Consider the following 17,439-nt stretch of genomic DNA (forward strand, 5'->3'; position numbering starts at 1 on the left):
TCGTCGCGTCCCGCTTACAGGCGTTCGATGATGCCCGCGGCGCCCATGCCGGTGCCGACGCACATCGTGACCATCCCGTACTTCAGGTTGCGGCGGCGCAGGCCGTGCACGACGGTCGCCGCGCGGATCGCGCCGGTCGCGCCGAGCGGGTGGCCCAGTGCGATCGCGCCGCCCATCGGGTTGACCTTCGACGGATCGAGGCCGAGATCGCGCATCACCGCCAGCGACTGCGCGGCGAACGCCTCGTTCAGCTCGATCCAGTCGAGATCGTCCTGCTTCAGGCCGGCGGCCTTCAGGGCGGCCGGAATCGCTTCCTTCGGGCCGATCCCCATGATTTCCGGCGGCACGCCGCGCACCGCGAAGCTCACGAAGCGCGCGAGCGGCGTCAGGTTGAACTCCTTCAGCACCTTCTCCGACACGACGAGCAGCGCGCCCGCGCCGTCCGACGTCTGCGAGCTGTTGCCGGCCGTGACCGAGCCCTTGTTCGCGAATACCGTGCGCAGCTTCGCGAGGCCTTCGAGCGACGTATCGGCGCGCGGACCTTCGTCGAGCTTGATCTCGCGCGTCTTCACGTCGACTTCGCCGGTCGCGAGGTTCGGGAACCGCTCGGTGAGCGTGTACGCAGCGATTTCGTCGCCGAATTCGCCGGCCTGCTGCGCGGCGAGCGCCTTGCGGTGCGATTCGACCGAGAACGCGTCCTGGTCGTCGCGGCTCACCTTCCACTGTTCGGCGACGCGCTCGGCCGTCAGGCCCATCCCGTACGCGATGCCGAAGTCTTCGCTGCGATCGAAGATGTGCGGCGACATCGACGGCTTGTTGCCCATCATCGGCACCATGCTCATCGATTCGCAGCCGCCCGCGAAGATCGCGTCCGATTCGCCGACGCGGATGCGGTCGGCCGCCATCGCGAGCGCGGTGATGCCCGACGCGCAGAAGCGGTTGACCGTCACGCCGCCGACCGTCTGCGGCAGGCCCGCGAGCAGCGCGCCCATGCGCGCGACGTTCAGCCCCTGCTCGGCTTCCGGAATCGCGCAGCCGATGATCGCGTCCTCGATCACCTTCGTGTCGAGACCGGGCACCTGCGCGACCGCCGACCTGATCGCGTGAACCAGCAGCTCGTCGGGGCGCGTGTTCTTGAAGACACCGCGCGGGGCCTTGCCGATCGGGGTGCGGCTGGCGGCGACGATGTATGCGTCTTGCAGTTGTTTGCTCATTTCAGACTCCTTGTCTGCTCGCTCAGTTACGCACCGGCTTGCCGGTCTGCAACATGCCCATGATCCGTTCCTGCGTCTTCTGCGTGCCGAGCAGCTCGACGAACGCGCGGCGCTCGAGCGCGAGCAGCCATTCCTCGTCGACGAGGCTGCCGGCTTCGACGTCGCCGCCGCACACGGCTTCGGCGATGCGGCTCGCGATCAGGTAGTCGTGGTCGCTGATGAAGCGGCCGTCACGCATGTTGACGAGCGATGCCTTGATCGTCGCGATCGCCGAACGGCCCGCAACCGGCACGTCCTTCGCGCGCAGCGGTGCGCGGTAGCCGGTGTCGGCCAGCGCACGCGCTTCCTTCTTCGCGGTGTCGAGCAGTTCGAACACGTTGAACACGATCGTGTCGGACGGCTTCACGTAGCCCATCGCACGCGCGTCGTGCGCGGACGCCGACACCTTCGCCATCGCCGCGTTCTCGAACGACTTCGTGACGAACTTCAGGATGTCGGTGGTCGCGTTCGCGGCCGCCGCGGCGTCCGCTGCGCGCAGCGCCGCTTCCTTCAGGCCGCCGCCGGCCGGCACGAGGCCGACGCCCACTTCGACGAGACCGATGTAGCTCTCGACGTGCACGACGCGCTTCGCGCTGTGCAACATCAGTTCGCACCCGCCGCCGAGCGCGATGCCCGACACGGCCGCGACGACCGGCACGTTCGCGTACTTCACGCGCAGCATGCCTTCCTGGAACTTCTTCACGAACGGCTCGATGCCCTTCGCGCCGCCCATCATGAACGCGGGCATCGCCTCTTCGAGGTTCGCGCCGGCCGAGAACGGGCCGCCCGGCGTGCCGAGCTTCAGCGACGTCGGCTGCCAGATCACCACGCCCTTGTAGTCCTGCTCCGCGAGTTCGATCGCCTGCACGAGGCCGTCGATCACGCTCGGTCCGATCGTGTTCATCTTCGACTTGAACGACACGATCACGACGTCGTCCTCACCGGCACGGTCGTCGACCCACGCGCGCACCGCGTCGGTCTCGAACAGCGTCTTGCCGTACGTCTTCGGATCGGCGCCGGCTTCGCCCAGCAGCGGCGCGCGGAACACCTGCTTGCGGTATACGGCCAGGTCCGAACGCGGCACGAAGCGCTTCGATGCCGGCGCCCACGAGCCTTCGGCCGTGTGCACGCCGCCCTGCTCGGCGACCGGGCCTTCGAGCACCCACGACGGCAGCGGCACGTTCGCGAGCGCCTTGCCGGCCACGATGTCTTCCTGCACCCACTCGGCGACCTGCTTCCAGCCGGCAGCCTGCCAGCCTTCGAACGGGCCTTCGTTCCAGCCGAAGCCCCAGCGGATCGCGAGGTCGACGTCGCGCGCGTTGTCGGCGATCGACTCGAGATGCACGCCGATGTAGTGGAACACGTCGCGGAAGATCGACCACAGGAACTGCGCATGCGGATGATCCGTCTCGCGCAGCAGCTTCAGGCGTTCCGCCGGCGGGCGCTTCAGGATGCGGCCGACGGTTTCGTCCGCCTTCGCGCCCGAATCGACGTAGCTGCCCGTCTTCGCGTCGAGCACCTTGATCGCCTTGCCTTCCTTCTTGTAGAACCCGCCGCCCGTCTTCTGGCCGAGCGCGCCCTGCTTCACCAGTTCGGCGAGCACGGCAGGCGTCTGGTAGACCGGGAAGAACGGATCGTCGGCGAGGTTGTCCTGCATCGTCTTGATCACGTGCGCCATCGTGTCGAGGCCGACCACGTCCGCGGTGCGGAACGTCGCCGACTTCGCGCGGCCGAGGCGGCTGCCCGTCAGGTCGTCGACTTCGTCGAAACGCAGGCCGAACTTCGCGGCCTCGGTGATCACCGCGAGGATCGAGAAGATGCCGACGCGGTTCGCGATGAAGTTCGGCGTGTCCTTCGCGCGCACGACGCCCTTGCCGACGACGCTCGTCAGGAAGGTTTCGAGCTGGTCGAGGATCTCCGGGCGCGTATGCGCGGTCGGGATCAGCTCGACGAGGTGCATGTAGCGCGGCGGGTTGAAGAAGTGCACGCCGCAGAAGCGCGCCTTCAGCTCGTCCGAGAATCCTTCGGACAGCTTCGTGATCGACAGGCCCGACGTGTTGGTCGCGAAGATCGCGTTCGGCGCGATGTGCGGCGCGACCTTCTTGTACAGGTCGTGCTTCCAGTCCATCCGCTCGGCGATCGCCTCGATCACGACGTCGCATTCGGCGAGCTTCGCGATGTCGTCTTCGTAGTTCGCCGCTTCGAGGTATTTCGCGTCGTCCTTCACGCCGAACGGCGCGGGCGACAGCTTCTTCAGGTTCTCGATCGCCTTCAGCGCGATCGCGTTTTTCGGGCCTTCCTTGGCCGGCAGGTCGAACAGCAGCACCGGCACGCGCGCGTTGACGAGGTGCGCGGCGATCTGCGCGCCCATCACGCCGGCGCCCAGCACGGCGACCTTGCGAATCAGGAAATTGCTCACGGGATGTCTCCGGATAGTGTCGTGCAGCGCGGGATGTGAGGGCTGCACGGCGAAGTGAGTACCAGGAACCGTTGCGTTCGGGCGGCGCGGCGCGCGGCGCGCACCGCCCGGACTCGCGTCAGAACAGCGATTCGTCGACTTCCATCATCGTCTTCGAACCGGCGCGCGCGGCGCGGATCGTCGCCGCCGTCTCGGGCAGGAGGCGCGCGAAGTAGAAGCGGGCCGTCGCGAGCTTCGACTTGTAGAACGGGTCTCCGCTACGGTCGCCCGACGCTTCCTTGTCGAGCGCGAGACGCGCCATGCGCGCCCAGAAGTACGAGAACACCAGATGGCCGACGGTACGCAGGTACGGCACGGCGGCCGCGCCGACTTCGTCCGGGTTCTGCATCGCCTTCATGCCGATTTCCATCGTCAGCTTCTGTACCTTGTCGCCGAGGTCGGCGAGCGGGTTGATGAACTCGGCCATCTCGGGCTTCACGCCTTCGGCTTCCGCGAATTCGGTCACGAGCTTGCCGAACTTCTTCAGCTTCGCGCCCATGTCGCCGAGCACCTTGCGGCCCAGCAGGTCGAGCGACTGGATCGAGTTCGTGCCTTCGTAGATCATGTTGATCCGTGCGTCGCGCACGTACTGCTCCATGCCCCATTCGGAGATGAAGCCGTGGCCGCCGTAGATCTGCATCGCGTGGTTCGTGCACTCGAACGCGTTGTCGGTCAGGAACGCCTTGATGATCGGCGTGAGCAGCGCGACGAGGTCGGCTGCTTCCTTGCGCACGGCTTCGTCGGCGTGCGACAGTTCCTTGTCGATCTGCAGCGCGGACCAGTACGTGAATGCACGCGCGCCTTCCGCGTACGCCTTCTGCGTGAGCAGCATGCGGCGCACGTCCGGGTGCACGATGATCGGATCGGCCGGCTTGTCCGGTGCCTTCGGGCCCGTGAGCGAACGCATCTGCAGGCGTTCCTTCGCGTACGTCAGCGAGTTCTGGTACGCGACTTCCGTGAGGCCGAGGCCCTGCATGCCGACGCCGAGGCGCGCGGCATTCATCATCACGAACATCGCGTTCAAGCCCTTGTTCGGCTCGCCGACCATCCAGCCCTTCGCGCCGTCGAGGTTCATCACGCACGTCGAGTTGCCGTGGATGCCCATCTTGTGTTCGATCGACCCGCACTTGATGCCGTTGCGCTCGCCCGGCTCGCCCGACGCGTCCGGAATGAACTTCGGCACGATGAACAGCGAGATCCCCTTCGTGCCTTGCGGCGCGTCCGGCAGGCGCGCGAGCACGAGGTGGACGATGTTCTTCGACATGTCGTGCTCGCCGCTCGAGATGAAGATCTTCGTGCCGCTGATCGAGTACGAGCCGTCGCCGTTCGGTTCGGCCTTGGTGCGCAGGATGCCGAGGTCGGTGCCGCAGTGCGGCTCGGTCAGGCACATCGTGCCCGTCCATTCGCCCGACACGAGCTTCGGCAGGTATTGCTGCTGCAGTTCCGGCGCGCCGTGCGCGTGCAGGCATTCGTACGCGCCGTGCGACAGGCCCGGATACATCGTCCATGCCTGGTTCGCCGAGTTCAGCATTTCGTAGAGCGCGTTGTTCACGAACGCGGGCAGCCCCTGGCCGCCGTAGTCCGGATCGCAGCCGAGCGCCGGCCAGCCGGCCTCGACGTACTGCCGATACGCTTCCTTGAAGCCGGTCGGGGTCTTCACGACGCCGTCGCCTTCATACGTGCAGCCTTCGCGGTCGCCGACCTGGTTCAGCGGGAACAGTACCTCGGAGCAGAACTTGCCCGCTTCCTCGAGGACCTGGTTGATCGTGTCGGCGTCGAGGTCCGCATGCTTGGGCATTTGCTTGACTTCGGCTTCGACGTTCAGAAGCTCGTGCAACACGAATTGCATGTCGCGCAGCGGCGCGGCGTACTGTCCCATGACTCTCTCCAAAGGTGGGCAACGGCTCGAGCTCCTGGCGGGCGGGTCACGCGCCGCTAACGGCTCTCGCTCTGATACGAAACAATCGTCTTTTCCAGCGCGGCCCACGTAAGGCGCACGGCGTCCGGCGAATGCAGGAAGCGTGCGTCGTGATGCAGGCCGAGCGTGAAGCTGTACAACTCGAAGAGCATCAGGTCCGGATCCGTATCCGCGCGCAGATGCCCTTCTTCCATCGCCTGCGAAATGGCGCGCAGCAACGCGGCACGCCAGGCGGTCACGCTCGCGATCAACTGCTCGCGCACGGGGCTGTCCGGCCGGTCGTCGTACTCCACTGCGCCGCTGATGTAGATGCACCCGGTCGTCACCTCCTGGATGCGCTTCTCGATCCAGCGCGCCAGCATCGCCCGAAGACGCGGCAGACCGCGCGACTCGCGCAGGCTCGGAAAGAACACCTCGTTCTCGAAACGATGGTGGTACTCGCGGACGACCTCCACCTGAAGGTCTTCGCGCGATCCGAAGTGCGCGAACACGCCGCTCTTGCTCATCTGCATGCGCTCGGCCAGCAGGCCGATCGTCAGCCCCTCCAGCCCGTCACGGCTGGCGAGGTCCAAAGCAGCTTCGAGTATCGCGGCACGCGTCTGTTCGCCTTTTCGCATAGCTATTTCTGTAACCGTTCGGGGGTTCGAATAAAATCGAACGGCCGTACTATTATTGAGTGCGGCCGCTCGCGAAACAAGGAAATTATTAGAAACCGGTGTCTAACCGAGCCGCTATTTTGCGCGATTCCGGCGGGACCGGAGCGGCTTTTCCGCACGAACGTGCGGACAGATTTTTTGAAGCGAATACTTAGTCTGCGTCAGTCGTAACCGCCGACCGTCAGCGCCTTCATCACGAGGCGGTACGTGTTGTACGCCAGCCAGTTCAGCAGCCGCTCGACGCGCGGGCGCGCGGCGTAGTGCGCGGCGTCGATTTCCCGGCCTTCGGCGAACGCGGTGGCGATCGCGTCGCGCAACTGGTTCGTCACTGCATCGTAGCGCACCAGCACGACGTTCGCTTCATTGTTCAGCATCAGGCTCAGCGCGTCCAGATTCGACGAGCCGACCGTCGCCCAGTTGTCGTCGATCACGGCGACCTTGCCGTGCAGGATCGTCTTGTCGTATTCGGCGACGCGCACGCCTGCGCGCAACAGCGCGTGATACAGGAACGGTACGGCCGTATCGAGCGCCGTGAATTCCTTGCGGCCGATCAGCACCTGCACGTCGACGCCGCGGCGGGCCGCGCCCGTCAGCGCGCGGCGCAGCTTGCGGCCCGGCATGAAGTACGGATTCGCGAGCAGGATCCGCTGGCGCGCCTGGCCGATCGCCGCGAGGTAGGCTTTCTCGATCGCACGGCGATTCACGACGTTGTCGCGCGCGACGAACGCGACGCTCGGCTCGGTCACGACCCGGAGCGCGCCGGCCTTGATCCACCGGTGGCTGCGCATCCAGCGCCGGAACATGTCCGGGAACGCTTCGCCGCCATGCAGCCCGGCCGCGTACTGCGCATACGGCTTGTGGCCGAACCGGATCCGGTGCCACTGCAGCTCGAACGCGGCGCGCACGTCGGACACCGCGGGCCCGGCCATCTCGACCGCGAAATCCCAGCGCGGGAACGGCAGCGTCGCGCTGCCCTGCGTGTAGTCGTCGACGATGTTGATGCCGCCGCAGAACGCGACCGCGTGATCGATCACCGCGAGCTTGCGGTGCGTGCGCGAGAAGCCGAAGCGGCCGAACAGGAAGCGGTTGTAGATGCAGTGCTCGACGCCGGCCTCGGCCCATGTGTCGAACAGCGGCAGGCGGGCGGTGCCGATGCCGTCGGTGATCACGCGCACGCGCACGCCGCGCTGCGCCGCGCGGATCAGCGCGTCCGACACCGGGCGGCCGGCCTCGTCGTCGCAGAAGATGTAGGTCTCGAGCATCACCTGCTCGCGGGCGGCGTCGATCCGATCGATCAGCGCGTGGAAGAATTCACCGCCGGTTTCGCACAGCCGCACGGTGTTGCCGGCCGTAAACGCGAGCCGCGACGCGGAGCCGCGCTCCTGCAGGAACATCTGCCGCAATTGCGCGAAGCGCTTGCGGGTCTCCGCATTCATGCGGACGAACCGTGCGGCGCACGCATGAGGGCCACGCGCGCGGGCAATTGCAGGATCGCCTCGGCGTTCGACGGCGAGAAGCAGCGCGCGGCCGCCTCGCGGAACGGCAGCCACGCATGGTCGACATGCTCGCGCGGCGACAGCGTCACGTCGACGCGATGCGGCACGCACAGGCCGAACCAGTGCTCGACGTTGCGCGTGACGCCCGGCGCATAGCGATGCAGGTATTGCGGATAGATCGTGTATTCGATCCGGTGATGCCAGTCGACGAGCGCGGTGGCCGGCACGTCCGGCGTGCCGACCGCGATGCCGGTTTCCTCGGCCACTTCGCGTGCGGCGGTGAGCGCGAGCGGCTCGTCGAGCGCGTCCTTCGAGCCGGTGACCGATTGCCAGAAATCGGGCTGGTCGGCACGCTTGATCACGAGCACGTCGAGTTCGGGCGTGTAGATCACGACGAGAACGGATTCGGGGATTTTCGGCGGCTTCGTCATCTTGGTTTCATGCGGCACAGGGCCGTGCGCGGGGCCTGTGCCCGAACGTGCGGCAAGTGCTGCGACTGTACCGCAAAAAACGAAAAAGGCGCACCACGGCGCCTTTTCGTTGGATGTCGCGCGCGCGTCGCCGCGCGCACGACCGGGTGCGAAAACGCGTTACGCCTTCGGCTGCTCCGGCTGACGCAGACGGATGTGCAGCTCGCGCAGCTGACGCTCGTCGACCGGGCTCGGCGCCTGCGTGAGCAGATCCTGCGCACGCTGGGTCTTCGGGAATGCGATCACGTCGCGGATCGAATCGGCGCCGGCCATCATCGTGACGATGCGGTCGAGACCGAATGCGATACCGCCGTGCGGCGGCGCGCCGTACTGCAGCGCGTCCAGCAGGAAGCCGAACTTCAGTTGCGCTTCTTCCGCGCCGATCTTCAGTGCGCGGAACACCTTGCTCTGCACTTCCTCGCGGTGGATACGCACCGAGCCGCCGCCGATTTCCCAGCCGTTCAGCACCATGTCGTACGCCTTCGCGAGGCAGCGGCCCGGGTCGGTCTCGAGATACTCGAGGTGCTCGTCCTTCGGGCTCGTGAACGGGTGGTGCGCGGCGACGTAGCGCGCGTCTTCGTCGTCGTATTCGAACATCGGGAAGTCGACGACCCACAGCGGCTTCCAGCCGGCCTGGACGAGGCCATTCGCCTTGCCGAATTCCGAATGGCCGATCTTCAGGCGCAGCGCGCCGAGGCTGTCGTTGACGACCTTCGCGCGATCGGCCGCGAAGAAGATGATGTCGCCGTCTTCAGCGCCGGTACGCTCGAGGATCGCCGCGATCGACGCGTCGTGCAGGTTCTTCACGATCGGGCTTTGCAGGCCGTCGCGGCCCTTCGCCTTCTCGTTGACCTTGATCCAGGCGAGGCCCTTCGCGCCGTAGATGCGCACGAATTCCGTGTAGCCGTCGATGTCGCCGCGCGACAGCTCGCCGCCCTTCGGCACGCGCAGCGCCGCGACGCGGCCGTCCTTCGCGTTGGCCGGCGTGCTGAACACCTTGAAGTCGACGTCCTTCATCGCGTCGGTCAGCTCGGTGAATTCGAGCTGCACGCGCAGGTCCGGCTTGTCCGAACCGAAACGCGCCATCGCTTCCGAGTACGGCATCACCGGGAATGTCGCGTCGAGTTCGACGTCGATCGTCGTCTTGAAGATGTGACGGATCATGTCTTCGAACAGGTCGCGGATTTCCTGCTCGCCGAGAAACGACGTTTCGCAGTCGATCTGCGTGAATTCCGGCTGACGGTCGGCGCGGAGATCCTCGTCGCGGAAGCACTTGGTGATCTGGTAGTAACGGTCGAAGTTCGCGACCATCAGCAGCTGCTTGAACAGCTGCGGCGACTGCGGCAGCGCGAAGAACTGGCCCGCGTTCACGCGCGACGGCACGAGGTAGTCGCGCGCGCCTTCCGGCGTGCTCTTCGTCAGCATCGGCGTTTCGATGTCGATGAAGCCCTGCTCGTCGAGATACTTGCGCGCCTCGATCGCGACGCGGTAGCGCAGGCGCAGGTTGTGCTGCATCTGCGGGCGGCGCAGGTCGAGCACGCGGTGCGTGAGGCGCGTCGTTTCCGACAGGTTGTCGTCGTCGAGCTGGAACGGCGGCGTGACCGACGCGTTCAGCACGTTCAGTTCGTGGCACAGCACTTCGATCTTGCCGCTCTTCAGGCCGGCGTTGACCGTGCCTTCCGGACGGTTGCGCACGAGGCCCTTGATCTGCACGCAGAACTCGTTGCGCACGCCTTCGGCGGTCGCGAACATTTCCGCGCGATCCGGGTCGCACACCACCTGCACGAGGCCTTCACGATCGCGCAGGTCGATGAAGATCACACCGCCGTGATCGCGGCGGCGCTGCACCCAGCCGCACAGCGACACGGTTTGGCCCAGCAGGTGTTCGGTCACGAGACCGCAGTATTCAGTACGCATCGACATGATGTTTGCTTTCGTTCGGTTTGATCAACGGGCGCCGCAACGCGCGGCCCGGGCGATGATTCTTTACTTACAGCGGCGGCTCGACGGGACGACGGGCGGGCGCCGGAGCCGGCGCCGAAGGCGCCACGACGCCCATCGAGACGATGTACTTGAGCGCGGCATCGACCGACATGTCGAGTTCGATGACTTCGCTCTTCGGCAACATCAGGAAGAAGCCCGACGTCGGGTTCGGCGTCGTGGGCACGTACACGCTCACGTACTCTTCCGTCAGATGGTTGACCACGTCGCCGCCGGGCGTGCCGGTCAGAAACGCGATCGTATACGAGCCGCGGCGCGGGTATTCGATCAGCAGCGCCTTGCGGAATGCGTTGCCGCTACTCGACAGCAGCGTGTCCGATACCTGCTTGACGCTCGTGTAGATCGGCCCGACGACCGGGATGTGACGCACGACCGCGTTCCACCACGTGACGAGCTTCTGGCCGATGAAGTTCTGCGTGGCCAGCCCGACGACGAAGATGAACGCGAGCGTCAGCACCGCGCCGATCCCCGGCAGATGGAAGCCGAGCATCCGCTCGGGCTGCCACGATTCGGGCAGCAGGAGCAGCGTCTGGTCCATCGTGCCGATGATGAGGCCGAGCACCCACAGCGTGATCGCGAGCGGGACGAGAACCAGCAAGCCGGTCAGGAACACCGTTTTCAGGGTCGTCTTTTTCATCATCTGCCGTCAATGAACCGCGCCGGAAGCGCGGGTTGGTCGCGACCCGGCCGGGCCGCGACGATCAAGTGCCGGCGGCGGGCGTCGCAGCCGGTGCCGGCGCGGCGCTCGTCGTCGTGGTGCTGCCCGCACTGCTCGTCGCAGCCGGCGCGGCCGCGGCGGGTGCGGCTTCCGCCGCGGGTGCCGCCGGCGCCGCGTCGCCCGACGCGGTCGCCGGTGCGCTGGCGCCGCCCGAGCCGCCGCGAAAATCAGTGACATACCACCCCGAGCCCTTCAGCTGGAAACCGGCGGCGGTCACCTGTTTGCGAAAAGCATCCTTCCCGCATTCAGGGCATTGCGACAGCGGCGCGTCGCTCATCTTCTGGAGCACGTCCTTCGCGAAACCGCACGCTTCGCATCGATAGGCGTAGATCGGCATGATATTTTTCCCGCAGAAACTGGAAACGGCTTGCAAAACCTTGAATTATAGCCGAAACCCCGGCCCGCTCCGGCAACGGCCGCGACGCGCGCGCATCAGCGGCGACGCCACGTGAGCCAGCGCTCGTGCCCGTCGAACACGGCCAGCGAATCGGTCACGGGCAGATCCTCGATCAGCTCGAAGTGCGGCGCGAGCAGCGCGTCGAGTTCGGCTCGCTCGATCCCGAACGGCGGCCCTTTCGGTTTCGCCACCACGAAGAAATAACCGGCCAGCAATCGGCCCGCGGGCAGCAGCTCGGCCATCCGTGCCGCATAGCTCGCGCGCAGGCTCGGCGGCAGCGCGCACAGGAACGCGCGCTCGTACACCCACTGCACATCGAACGGCGGCTGGTACTGGAAAAAATCGGCCTGCTCGACGACGTCCGCATGCGCGCCGAGCTGCGCCTTCGCCGCAGCGACCGCCTGCGCGGCGAAATCGATCGCCCGCACCGGCCAGCCGGCCTGCGCGAGCCATCCGGCCTCCTGCGCACTGCCGCAGCCCGGGATCAGCACCGCACACGGGTCGCGCCGCTGCGCGAACGCGCGAAACCCGTCCGGCACACCGCCGAATTCCCACGGCGTCACGCCTCGCTCGAAGCGCTCGTCCCAGAACGACGCGCTGCCGGGGTCGCGCGTCGCGAAATCGGCGGCGCTCGACGCGGACGGCTGTTTCGGTTCGGACATGGCGTGGCTCCTTTCGGTCAGGCGCCGTACGCGAGCGCGAGCAGCACGCGCGCGACGAGCGCCCCGACGCCGACGGCCAGGCCGAAGATCAGCAACGCCTGCAGCAGCCGGTTCGTCCGTTTCTGCTCGACGAGGACCTGACGCATCAGCTCCTCGCTCGCGGCGCGCGGCGCGTCGTGGCGCGCGGCCATCGCATGATGGATCAGGCGCGGCAGTTGCGGCAGCGTCTTGCTCCACTGCGGCGCCTCGACCTTGAACCGCTCGTACCAGCCGCGCAGGCCGATCTGCTCGGTCATCCAGCGCTCGAGATACGGCTTCGCGGTCTTCCACAGGTCGAGTTCGGGGTCGAGCGAGCGGCCGAGCCCCTCGACGTTCAGCATCGTCTTCTGCAGCAGCACGAGCTGCGGCTGGATCTCGACGTTGAAGCGGCGCGACGTCGAGAACAGGCGCATCAGCACCTGGCCGAGCGAGATGTCCTTCAGCGCGCGATCGAAATACGGTTCGCACACCGCGCGGATCGCGCTTTCGAGCTCCTCGACGCGCGTCTCGGGCGGCACCCAGCCCGATTCGAGGTGCAGCGTCGCGACGCGGTGGTAGTCGCGCTTGAAGAACGCGAGGAAGTTCTGCGCGAGGTAGTTCTTGTCGAAATCGGACAGCGCGCCGACGATCCCGAAATCGAGCGCGATATAGCGGCCGAACGTGTTCGGGTCGAGGCTCACCTGGATGTTGCCGGGGTGCATGTCCGCATGGAAGAAACCGTCGCGGAACACCTGCGTGAAGAAGATCTCGACGCCTTCGCGCGCGAGCTTCTTGATGTCGACGCCGGCCGAGCGCAGCGTCTCGACCTGGCTGATCGGCACGCCGGTCATGCGCTCCATCACGAGCACCTGCGACGTCGAGAAATCCCAGAACATCTCGGGCACGAGCAGCAGGTCGAGGCCCGCGAAGTTGCGGCGCAGCTGGCTGCCGTTCGCGGCCTCGCGCATCAGGTCGAGCTCGTCGTGCAGGTACTTGTCGAATTCGGCGACGACCTCGCGCGGCTTCAGGCGCCGGCCGTCGGCCCACATGCGTTCGGTCCACGTCGCGATGTCGCGCATCAGCGCGAGGTCGGAATCGATCACCGGCAGCATGTTCGGCCGCAGCACCTTGACGGCGACGGCCTTGCCCGCGTGCACGCCCTGCTTCAGCTTCGCGAAATGCACCTGCGCGATCGATGCGCTCGCGATCGGCTCGCGCTCGAATTCGTCGAACAGCTCGTCGACCGGCGCGCCGAGCGACTTCTCGATGATCGCGATCGCGACGGCCGAATCGAACGGCGGCACCTGATCCTGCAGCTTCGCGAGTTCGTTCGCGAAATCGACCGACAGCAGGTCGCGGCGCGTCGACAACACCTGGCCGAACTTCACGAAGATCGGGCCGAGGCTTTCGAGCGCGTGGCGCAGCCGCACGGCGGGCGGATCGGAGTAACGGCGACCGATCGTCGTGATCCGCAGCAGCAGCTTCACGCGCCGGTCGTCGATCCGGGACAGCATCACTTCGTCGAGACCAAAGCGGATGACGGTGTAGACAATCTTGATGAAACGGAAAATGCGCATGCCCTGCGGCCCTCAGTGCGCGCCGCGCGGGCTGGAACCCGTGCGCGCGCCGATTTTTTGTTCGAGTCGCTCGACCCGCTTTTCGACCCGCGCGAGCGCATCGCGTGCGCGCGCCAGTTCGGCGTCGAAGCCGCCGAGCGACGCACGCCGGACGACTTGCGGGTTCTCGTCGAGCCAGTATTCGGCGACGGAGTCGAGCACGTTGCGTCCGGTGCGGCGCGCGCGCGCGCCGGCATCGCGCACGACCGTCGCGATCCGGTACGCCGCCGCGTCGCCGACCAGCTTCGCGAGATCTTCTTCCGGTTCCCAGCGCAGATGCTCGGCCAGTTTCGCGATCTGCGTCGCGAATTCCGCGTCGCCCTCGATCTTCACGTGCTTCATCACGGCGGCCTGGCCGCCCTGCAGGAACGCGGCGACCGTATCGCCGGCGAGCGCGATCGACACGTCGACCTGTTGCGCATCATGTGCGTCGACAGCCGACAGATAGCCGTCGGGCTGCACCAGCAGCGTGAGCGTGACGGGAGGCACGTCGATCCGGGCAGTCTTGCCCGCATAGGGAATCAGGCGGTCGCGCGCCCACGATTCGCGCGCGAGCAGGTGATTGACGGCAGCAGCAAAAGGCTTGGCGGCAAAGGTCATCGGCTGGGAAAGAAAAAACCCGCGCAGGCCGGGCGCCCACGCGGGTTTCTATTGTAACGTCGGATCGATGGCAGACCGTGCCTGACCGTACACCCGGGCGGCAAGCGGTCGCAGTGCGGCGGCCGTCGCCCGGGTGCCCGGCGGCGCGGGCCGCCGGCCACGCTCAGTGCGTGTTGATCTGCTGGATACCCGCGAGCAGCCAGCCCTGGCTGCCCGACTTCGACAGGTTCCACACCTCGTCGAACGGTGCGGCCGACGTATTCGCCGATTCGCGGATCAGGCCATGGAAGCGCACGCTCGCCGACTGCTCGATGCCGCGATCCTCGATCGCGACCAGTTCCGCGTCGAGCTGCACGACGTCGGTCTGGTTCGCGTCGTTGCCGCGCGAATCGAGGTCGATCTTGATCTCGGCGAACATTTCGGGCGTCGTGAACTCGCGGATGTCGGCCAGGTTGCCCTGGTCCCACGCGGCCTGCAGGCGCACGAAATAGACTTTCGCGCTGCGCAGAAACGCTTCGGTGTCGAAGCCGGCCGGCACTTGAAGCGGCGCAGCCGCCATCGCGCCTGCCGCGCCGGCGGCCGCCGCACCGCCGCCGAACACGCCCTGCGCTTCATTGGCATAGCTGCTGCCGCTGCCCGCGTAGTTGCCGCCGGTGTTGCCCTGCTGGAACGAGGGGCTTTGCGAATAGCCGCCCGACGACGACGAAGCGCCGCCGACCGAATATGCCGGCTCCTGCGGGCGACGGCGGTTCATGAACTTGCGGACCAGCCAGATGCCGACCATCGCGAGCAACGCGATCACGATGACGTTCGCCATCATGCTCGCGAACGCGCCACCGAGGCCGAAGTGCGACAGCAGCGCCGCGATGCCGAGACCGGCCGCGAGACCGGCGATCGGCCCGAGCCAGCGCGAGCGGTTGGGCTGCGCGGCCGGCGTGGGCGCGGCCGGGTTCGTACGCTGCGCCTGCGACGGCGCGGCCTGCTGCATCGGCTGCTGCGCGGGCGGCGTGGCCTGGCGCTGCGTGACGGTGGAGCTCTGGCGGCCGATGCTGCGCCCGCCGCCCATGCGCTTCGCTTCGGCGTCGAGCGATGCGAACGTGCCGGCCGTGAGCAGGCCGACCATCAGCAGCGTGCCGACCCGTCGAGCCCACGGCTTCGACGGCTTGCTACGGTTGAACAACGAACGCGATTCAGACATCAGCTTCTCCGAATGTAAGACGAATGTAGGGAAAGAACCCCTTAGTACTTGGTCCCTAGGTGTAAAGCTACCACGCCACCTGACAAATTGTAATATTTGACGGCATCGAGACCCGCTTGTTCCATCATCGTCTTCAGCGTGTCCTGATCGGGGTGCATCCGGATAGATTCAGCAAGATACCGATAACTTTCAGCATCTTTCGCGAACTTGTCGCCAAGCCACGGTAATACTTTGAAAGAATACAGGTCGTACGCTTTTTTAAGCGGATCCCAGACTTTCGAGAATTCCAGCACCATCACGCGGCCGCCGGGCTTCGTCACGCGGCGCATCTCGGCGAGCGCGGCATCCTTGTGCGTCATGTTGCGCAGCCCGAACGCGACCGTGACCACGTCGAAGTAGTTGTCCGGAAACGGAATTTTCTCGGCGTCGCACAGCAGCGACGGCGTCACGACGCCCTTGTCGAGCAGCCGGTCGCGGCCGACGCGCAGCATCGATTCGTTGATGTCGGTATGCCAGACCTCGCCCGTCGGCCCGGCCGCCTTCGCGAACGACTTGGTCAAGTCGCCGGTGCCGGCCGCGATGTCGAGCACCTTGAAGCCGGGGCGCACGTTCGCCTGCGCGATCGTGAACGCCTTCCACGCGCGGTGCATGCCCGCCGACATCAGGTCGTTCATCAGATCGTAGTTGCTCGCGACCGAATGAAACACGCCCGCCACTTTCTTCGCTTTTTCGTTTTCCTCGACGCTTTCGAAGCCGAAGTGGGTTTTGCTCATCGCGTTGATCCTCAGTAAATGGCAAGACGGCGCCGAGCGGGCGCCGTCGATTTCAGTGGCAGTGGCCGTGCGGCGCTGCGGCTGCCGGCATCGGCGCGTCGCGCTCGACGCCCGCCGCCTTCAGTTTGTCGAAATAGTCGCGCCACAGCGCGTCCTGCTGCGTCGCCAGTTCGTACAGCAGGTCCCACGAGTAGATGCCGGTCGAATGGCCGTCGGAGAACGTCGGCTGCAGCGCGTAGTTGCCGACGCCCTCGAGCGCGGTGATCGTCACTTCGCGCTTGCCGGTCTGCAACGTCTCCTGGCCGGGCCCGTGGCCGCGCACCTCGGCCGACGGCGAATAGACGCGCATCAGCTCGAACGGAATCCGGTAACTCTCGCCGTTCGGGTACTGCAATTCGAGCACGCGCGACACCGCGTGCACGACGACGCCGGACGGAATCGGCGTCGTGGAAGTCAAACCGCTCATGCTTGCCTCGAATCGGTCATGCGTTGAATTTCCTCGCGCACCGCATTGTGCAGCAGCGAGGCCTGCGCCGCGCGCGAGCGCAGCAGCGCCTCGGACACGCTGCGCTGGCGCGGCGCCCACACGGGCTGCGGGAAATGGGCATCGTTGGAAAAGCGCGGAATCACGTGCCAGTGCACGTGCGGCACCATGTTGCCGAGGCTCGCGAGATTCACCTTGTTCGGCTGCATCACGCGCCGCACGGCCCGCTCGACCGCGTAGACCACGCGCATCAGATGTGCCCGCTCGGGCTCGCCGAGATCGGAGAACTCGGCCACGTGCGCACCCCAGATCACCCGGCAGAAGCCCGGGTAGTCGTGCTCGCCGGTGGCCAGCACGACACGCAGCGCATCGTCCTGCCAGAGCACCTCGCCGCCGTCTTCACGGCAAAACACGCATTCCATCGTCGCTCCCATGTGGACGGGCGCCGGCACATCAGCGCCGGCGCCCGCTCTCATCCTAGTCCCGCCGGGCGGTCGTCATGCCCGCATTAGACCAGCACGCGCTCGATCCCGCCATGGTTCGCCCGTGCGACATAATCGGCCATCCAGTTCTCGCCGAGCACCTGGCGCGCGATTTCGACCACGATGTAGTCGGCCTCGAGGTTCGCATCCTCGTTGTAGCGCGACAGCCCCTGCAGGCACGACGGGCAGCTCGTCAGGATCTTCACGTCCGGGCCGTTCGCGCCCGCGGCGGCCGGCGC

17 protein-coding genes are annotated in these 17,439 nt (G+C 66.5%); all 17 read right to left on the minus strand.

The annotated features are described in order from the left end of the window. Nucleotides 1-14: 14 nt before the first annotated feature. The gene (locus HWX76_RS35640; RefSeq protein ID WP_050014680.1) at nt 15-1,214 is read right to left on the minus strand and encodes an acetyl-CoA C-acyltransferase; all 1,200 of its coding nucleotides are present in this window, start codon (nt 1,212-1,214) and stop codon (nt 15-17) included. Between the two features lie 22 nt (nt 1,215-1,236). After that, nucleotides 1,237-3,672, minus strand: coding sequence for a 3-hydroxyacyl-CoA dehydrogenase/enoyl-CoA hydratase family protein (locus tag HWX76_RS35645; RefSeq protein WP_176017077.1), 2,436 nt, complete (start codon nt 3,670-3,672; stop codon nt 1,237-1,239). Nucleotides 3,673-3,790: 118 nt separating this feature from the next. Next, nucleotides 3,791-5,590, minus strand: coding sequence for an acyl-CoA dehydrogenase C-terminal domain-containing protein (locus HWX76_RS35650; RefSeq protein ID WP_176017078.1), 1,800 nt, complete (start codon nt 5,588-5,590; stop codon nt 3,791-3,793). Nucleotides 5,591-5,646: 56 nt separating this feature from the next. Continuing rightward, nucleotides 5,647-6,246: a TetR/AcrR family transcriptional regulator gene (locus HWX76_RS35655; RefSeq protein WP_050014686.1), complete on the minus strand. Its 600-nt coding sequence runs from the start codon at nt 6,244-6,246 to the stop codon at nt 5,647-5,649. A gap of 200 nt (nt 6,247-6,446) precedes the next feature. Then, a complete protein-coding gene (clsB, locus tag HWX76_RS35660) occupies nt 6,447-7,721 on the minus strand; it encodes a cardiolipin synthase ClsB (RefSeq protein ID WP_050014688.1) in 1,275 nt (424 codons plus the stop codon). Beyond that, nucleotides 7,718-8,212 (minus strand): dihydroneopterin triphosphate diphosphatase, encoded by a 495-nt coding sequence (gene nudB, locus HWX76_RS35665; RefSeq protein WP_124556496.1) that lies wholly within the window; start codon nt 8,210-8,212, stop codon nt 7,718-7,720. Before nudB ends, clsB begins: the two co-directional genes overlap by 4 nt. A gap of 159 nt (nt 8,213-8,371) precedes the next feature. Continuing rightward, entirely contained in the window at nt 8,372-10,174 is a 1,803-nt protein-coding gene (aspS, locus tag HWX76_RS35670) for an aspartate--tRNA ligase (protein WP_011657896.1), read from the minus strand. Between the two features lie 67 nt (nt 10,175-10,241). Next, nucleotides 10,242-10,892: a DUF502 domain-containing protein gene (locus tag HWX76_RS35675; RefSeq protein ID WP_006477842.1), complete on the minus strand. Its 651-nt coding sequence runs from the start codon at nt 10,890-10,892 to the stop codon at nt 10,242-10,244. A gap of 61 nt (nt 10,893-10,953) precedes the next feature. Continuing rightward, entirely contained in the window at nt 10,954-11,307 is a 354-nt protein-coding gene (locus tag HWX76_RS35680; RefSeq protein WP_050014693.1) for an FmdB family zinc ribbon protein, read from the minus strand. Between the two features lie 95 nt (nt 11,308-11,402). Beyond that, the gene (locus tag HWX76_RS35685; RefSeq protein ID WP_176017079.1) at nt 11,403-12,029 is read right to left on the minus strand and encodes an SAM-dependent methyltransferase; all 627 of its coding nucleotides are present in this window, start codon (nt 12,027-12,029) and stop codon (nt 11,403-11,405) included. A gap of 17 nt (nt 12,030-12,046) precedes the next feature. After that, nucleotides 12,047-13,624 carry a ubiquinone biosynthesis regulatory protein kinase UbiB gene (gene ubiB, locus HWX76_RS35690; RefSeq protein WP_050014696.1) on the minus strand — a complete coding sequence of 526 codons (1,578 nt, stop codon included), beginning with the start codon at nt 13,622-13,624 and terminating at the stop codon, nt 12,047-12,049. 12 nt (nt 13,625-13,636) lie between these two features. Further along, the gene (locus HWX76_RS35695; protein ID WP_027806086.1) at nt 13,637-14,263 is read right to left on the minus strand and encodes an SCP2 sterol-binding domain-containing protein; all 627 of its coding nucleotides are present in this window, start codon (nt 14,261-14,263) and stop codon (nt 13,637-13,639) included. A gap of 163 nt (nt 14,264-14,426) precedes the next feature. Next, on the minus strand, nt 14,427-15,461 hold the full coding sequence (locus tag HWX76_RS35700) for a TIM44-like domain-containing protein (protein ID WP_050014698.1): 1,035 nt from the start codon (nt 15,459-15,461) through the stop codon (nt 14,427-14,429). 41 nt (nt 15,462-15,502) lie between these two features. Continuing rightward, the gene (ubiE, locus tag HWX76_RS35705) at nt 15,503-16,234 is read right to left on the minus strand and encodes a bifunctional demethylmenaquinone methyltransferase/2-methoxy-6-polyprenyl-1,4-benzoquinol methylase UbiE (protein ID WP_006477837.1); all 732 of its coding nucleotides are present in this window, start codon (nt 16,232-16,234) and stop codon (nt 15,503-15,505) included. Nucleotides 16,235-16,286: 52 nt separating this feature from the next. Further along, on the minus strand, nt 16,287-16,700 hold the full coding sequence (locus tag HWX76_RS35710; RefSeq protein ID WP_050014701.1) for a DUF971 domain-containing protein: 414 nt from the start codon (nt 16,698-16,700) through the stop codon (nt 16,287-16,289). Further along, nucleotides 16,697-17,140, minus strand: a complete 444-nt coding sequence (locus HWX76_RS35715; RefSeq protein WP_011546191.1) for an HIT family protein — start codon at nt 17,138-17,140, stop codon at nt 16,697-16,699. Before HWX76_RS35715 ends, HWX76_RS35710 begins: the two co-directional genes overlap by 4 nt. 86 nt (nt 17,141-17,226) lie before the next feature. Continuing rightward, a partial coding sequence (locus HWX76_RS35720; RefSeq protein ID WP_176017080.1) for a DUF3400 domain-containing protein occupies nt 17,227-17,439 on the minus strand: 213 nt, incomplete at its 5' end.

Source organism: Burkholderia sp. BCC0398 (genome assembly GCF_902833245.1).
Lineage (GTDB): Bacteria > Pseudomonadota > Gammaproteobacteria > Burkholderiales > Burkholderiaceae > Burkholderia > Burkholderia sola.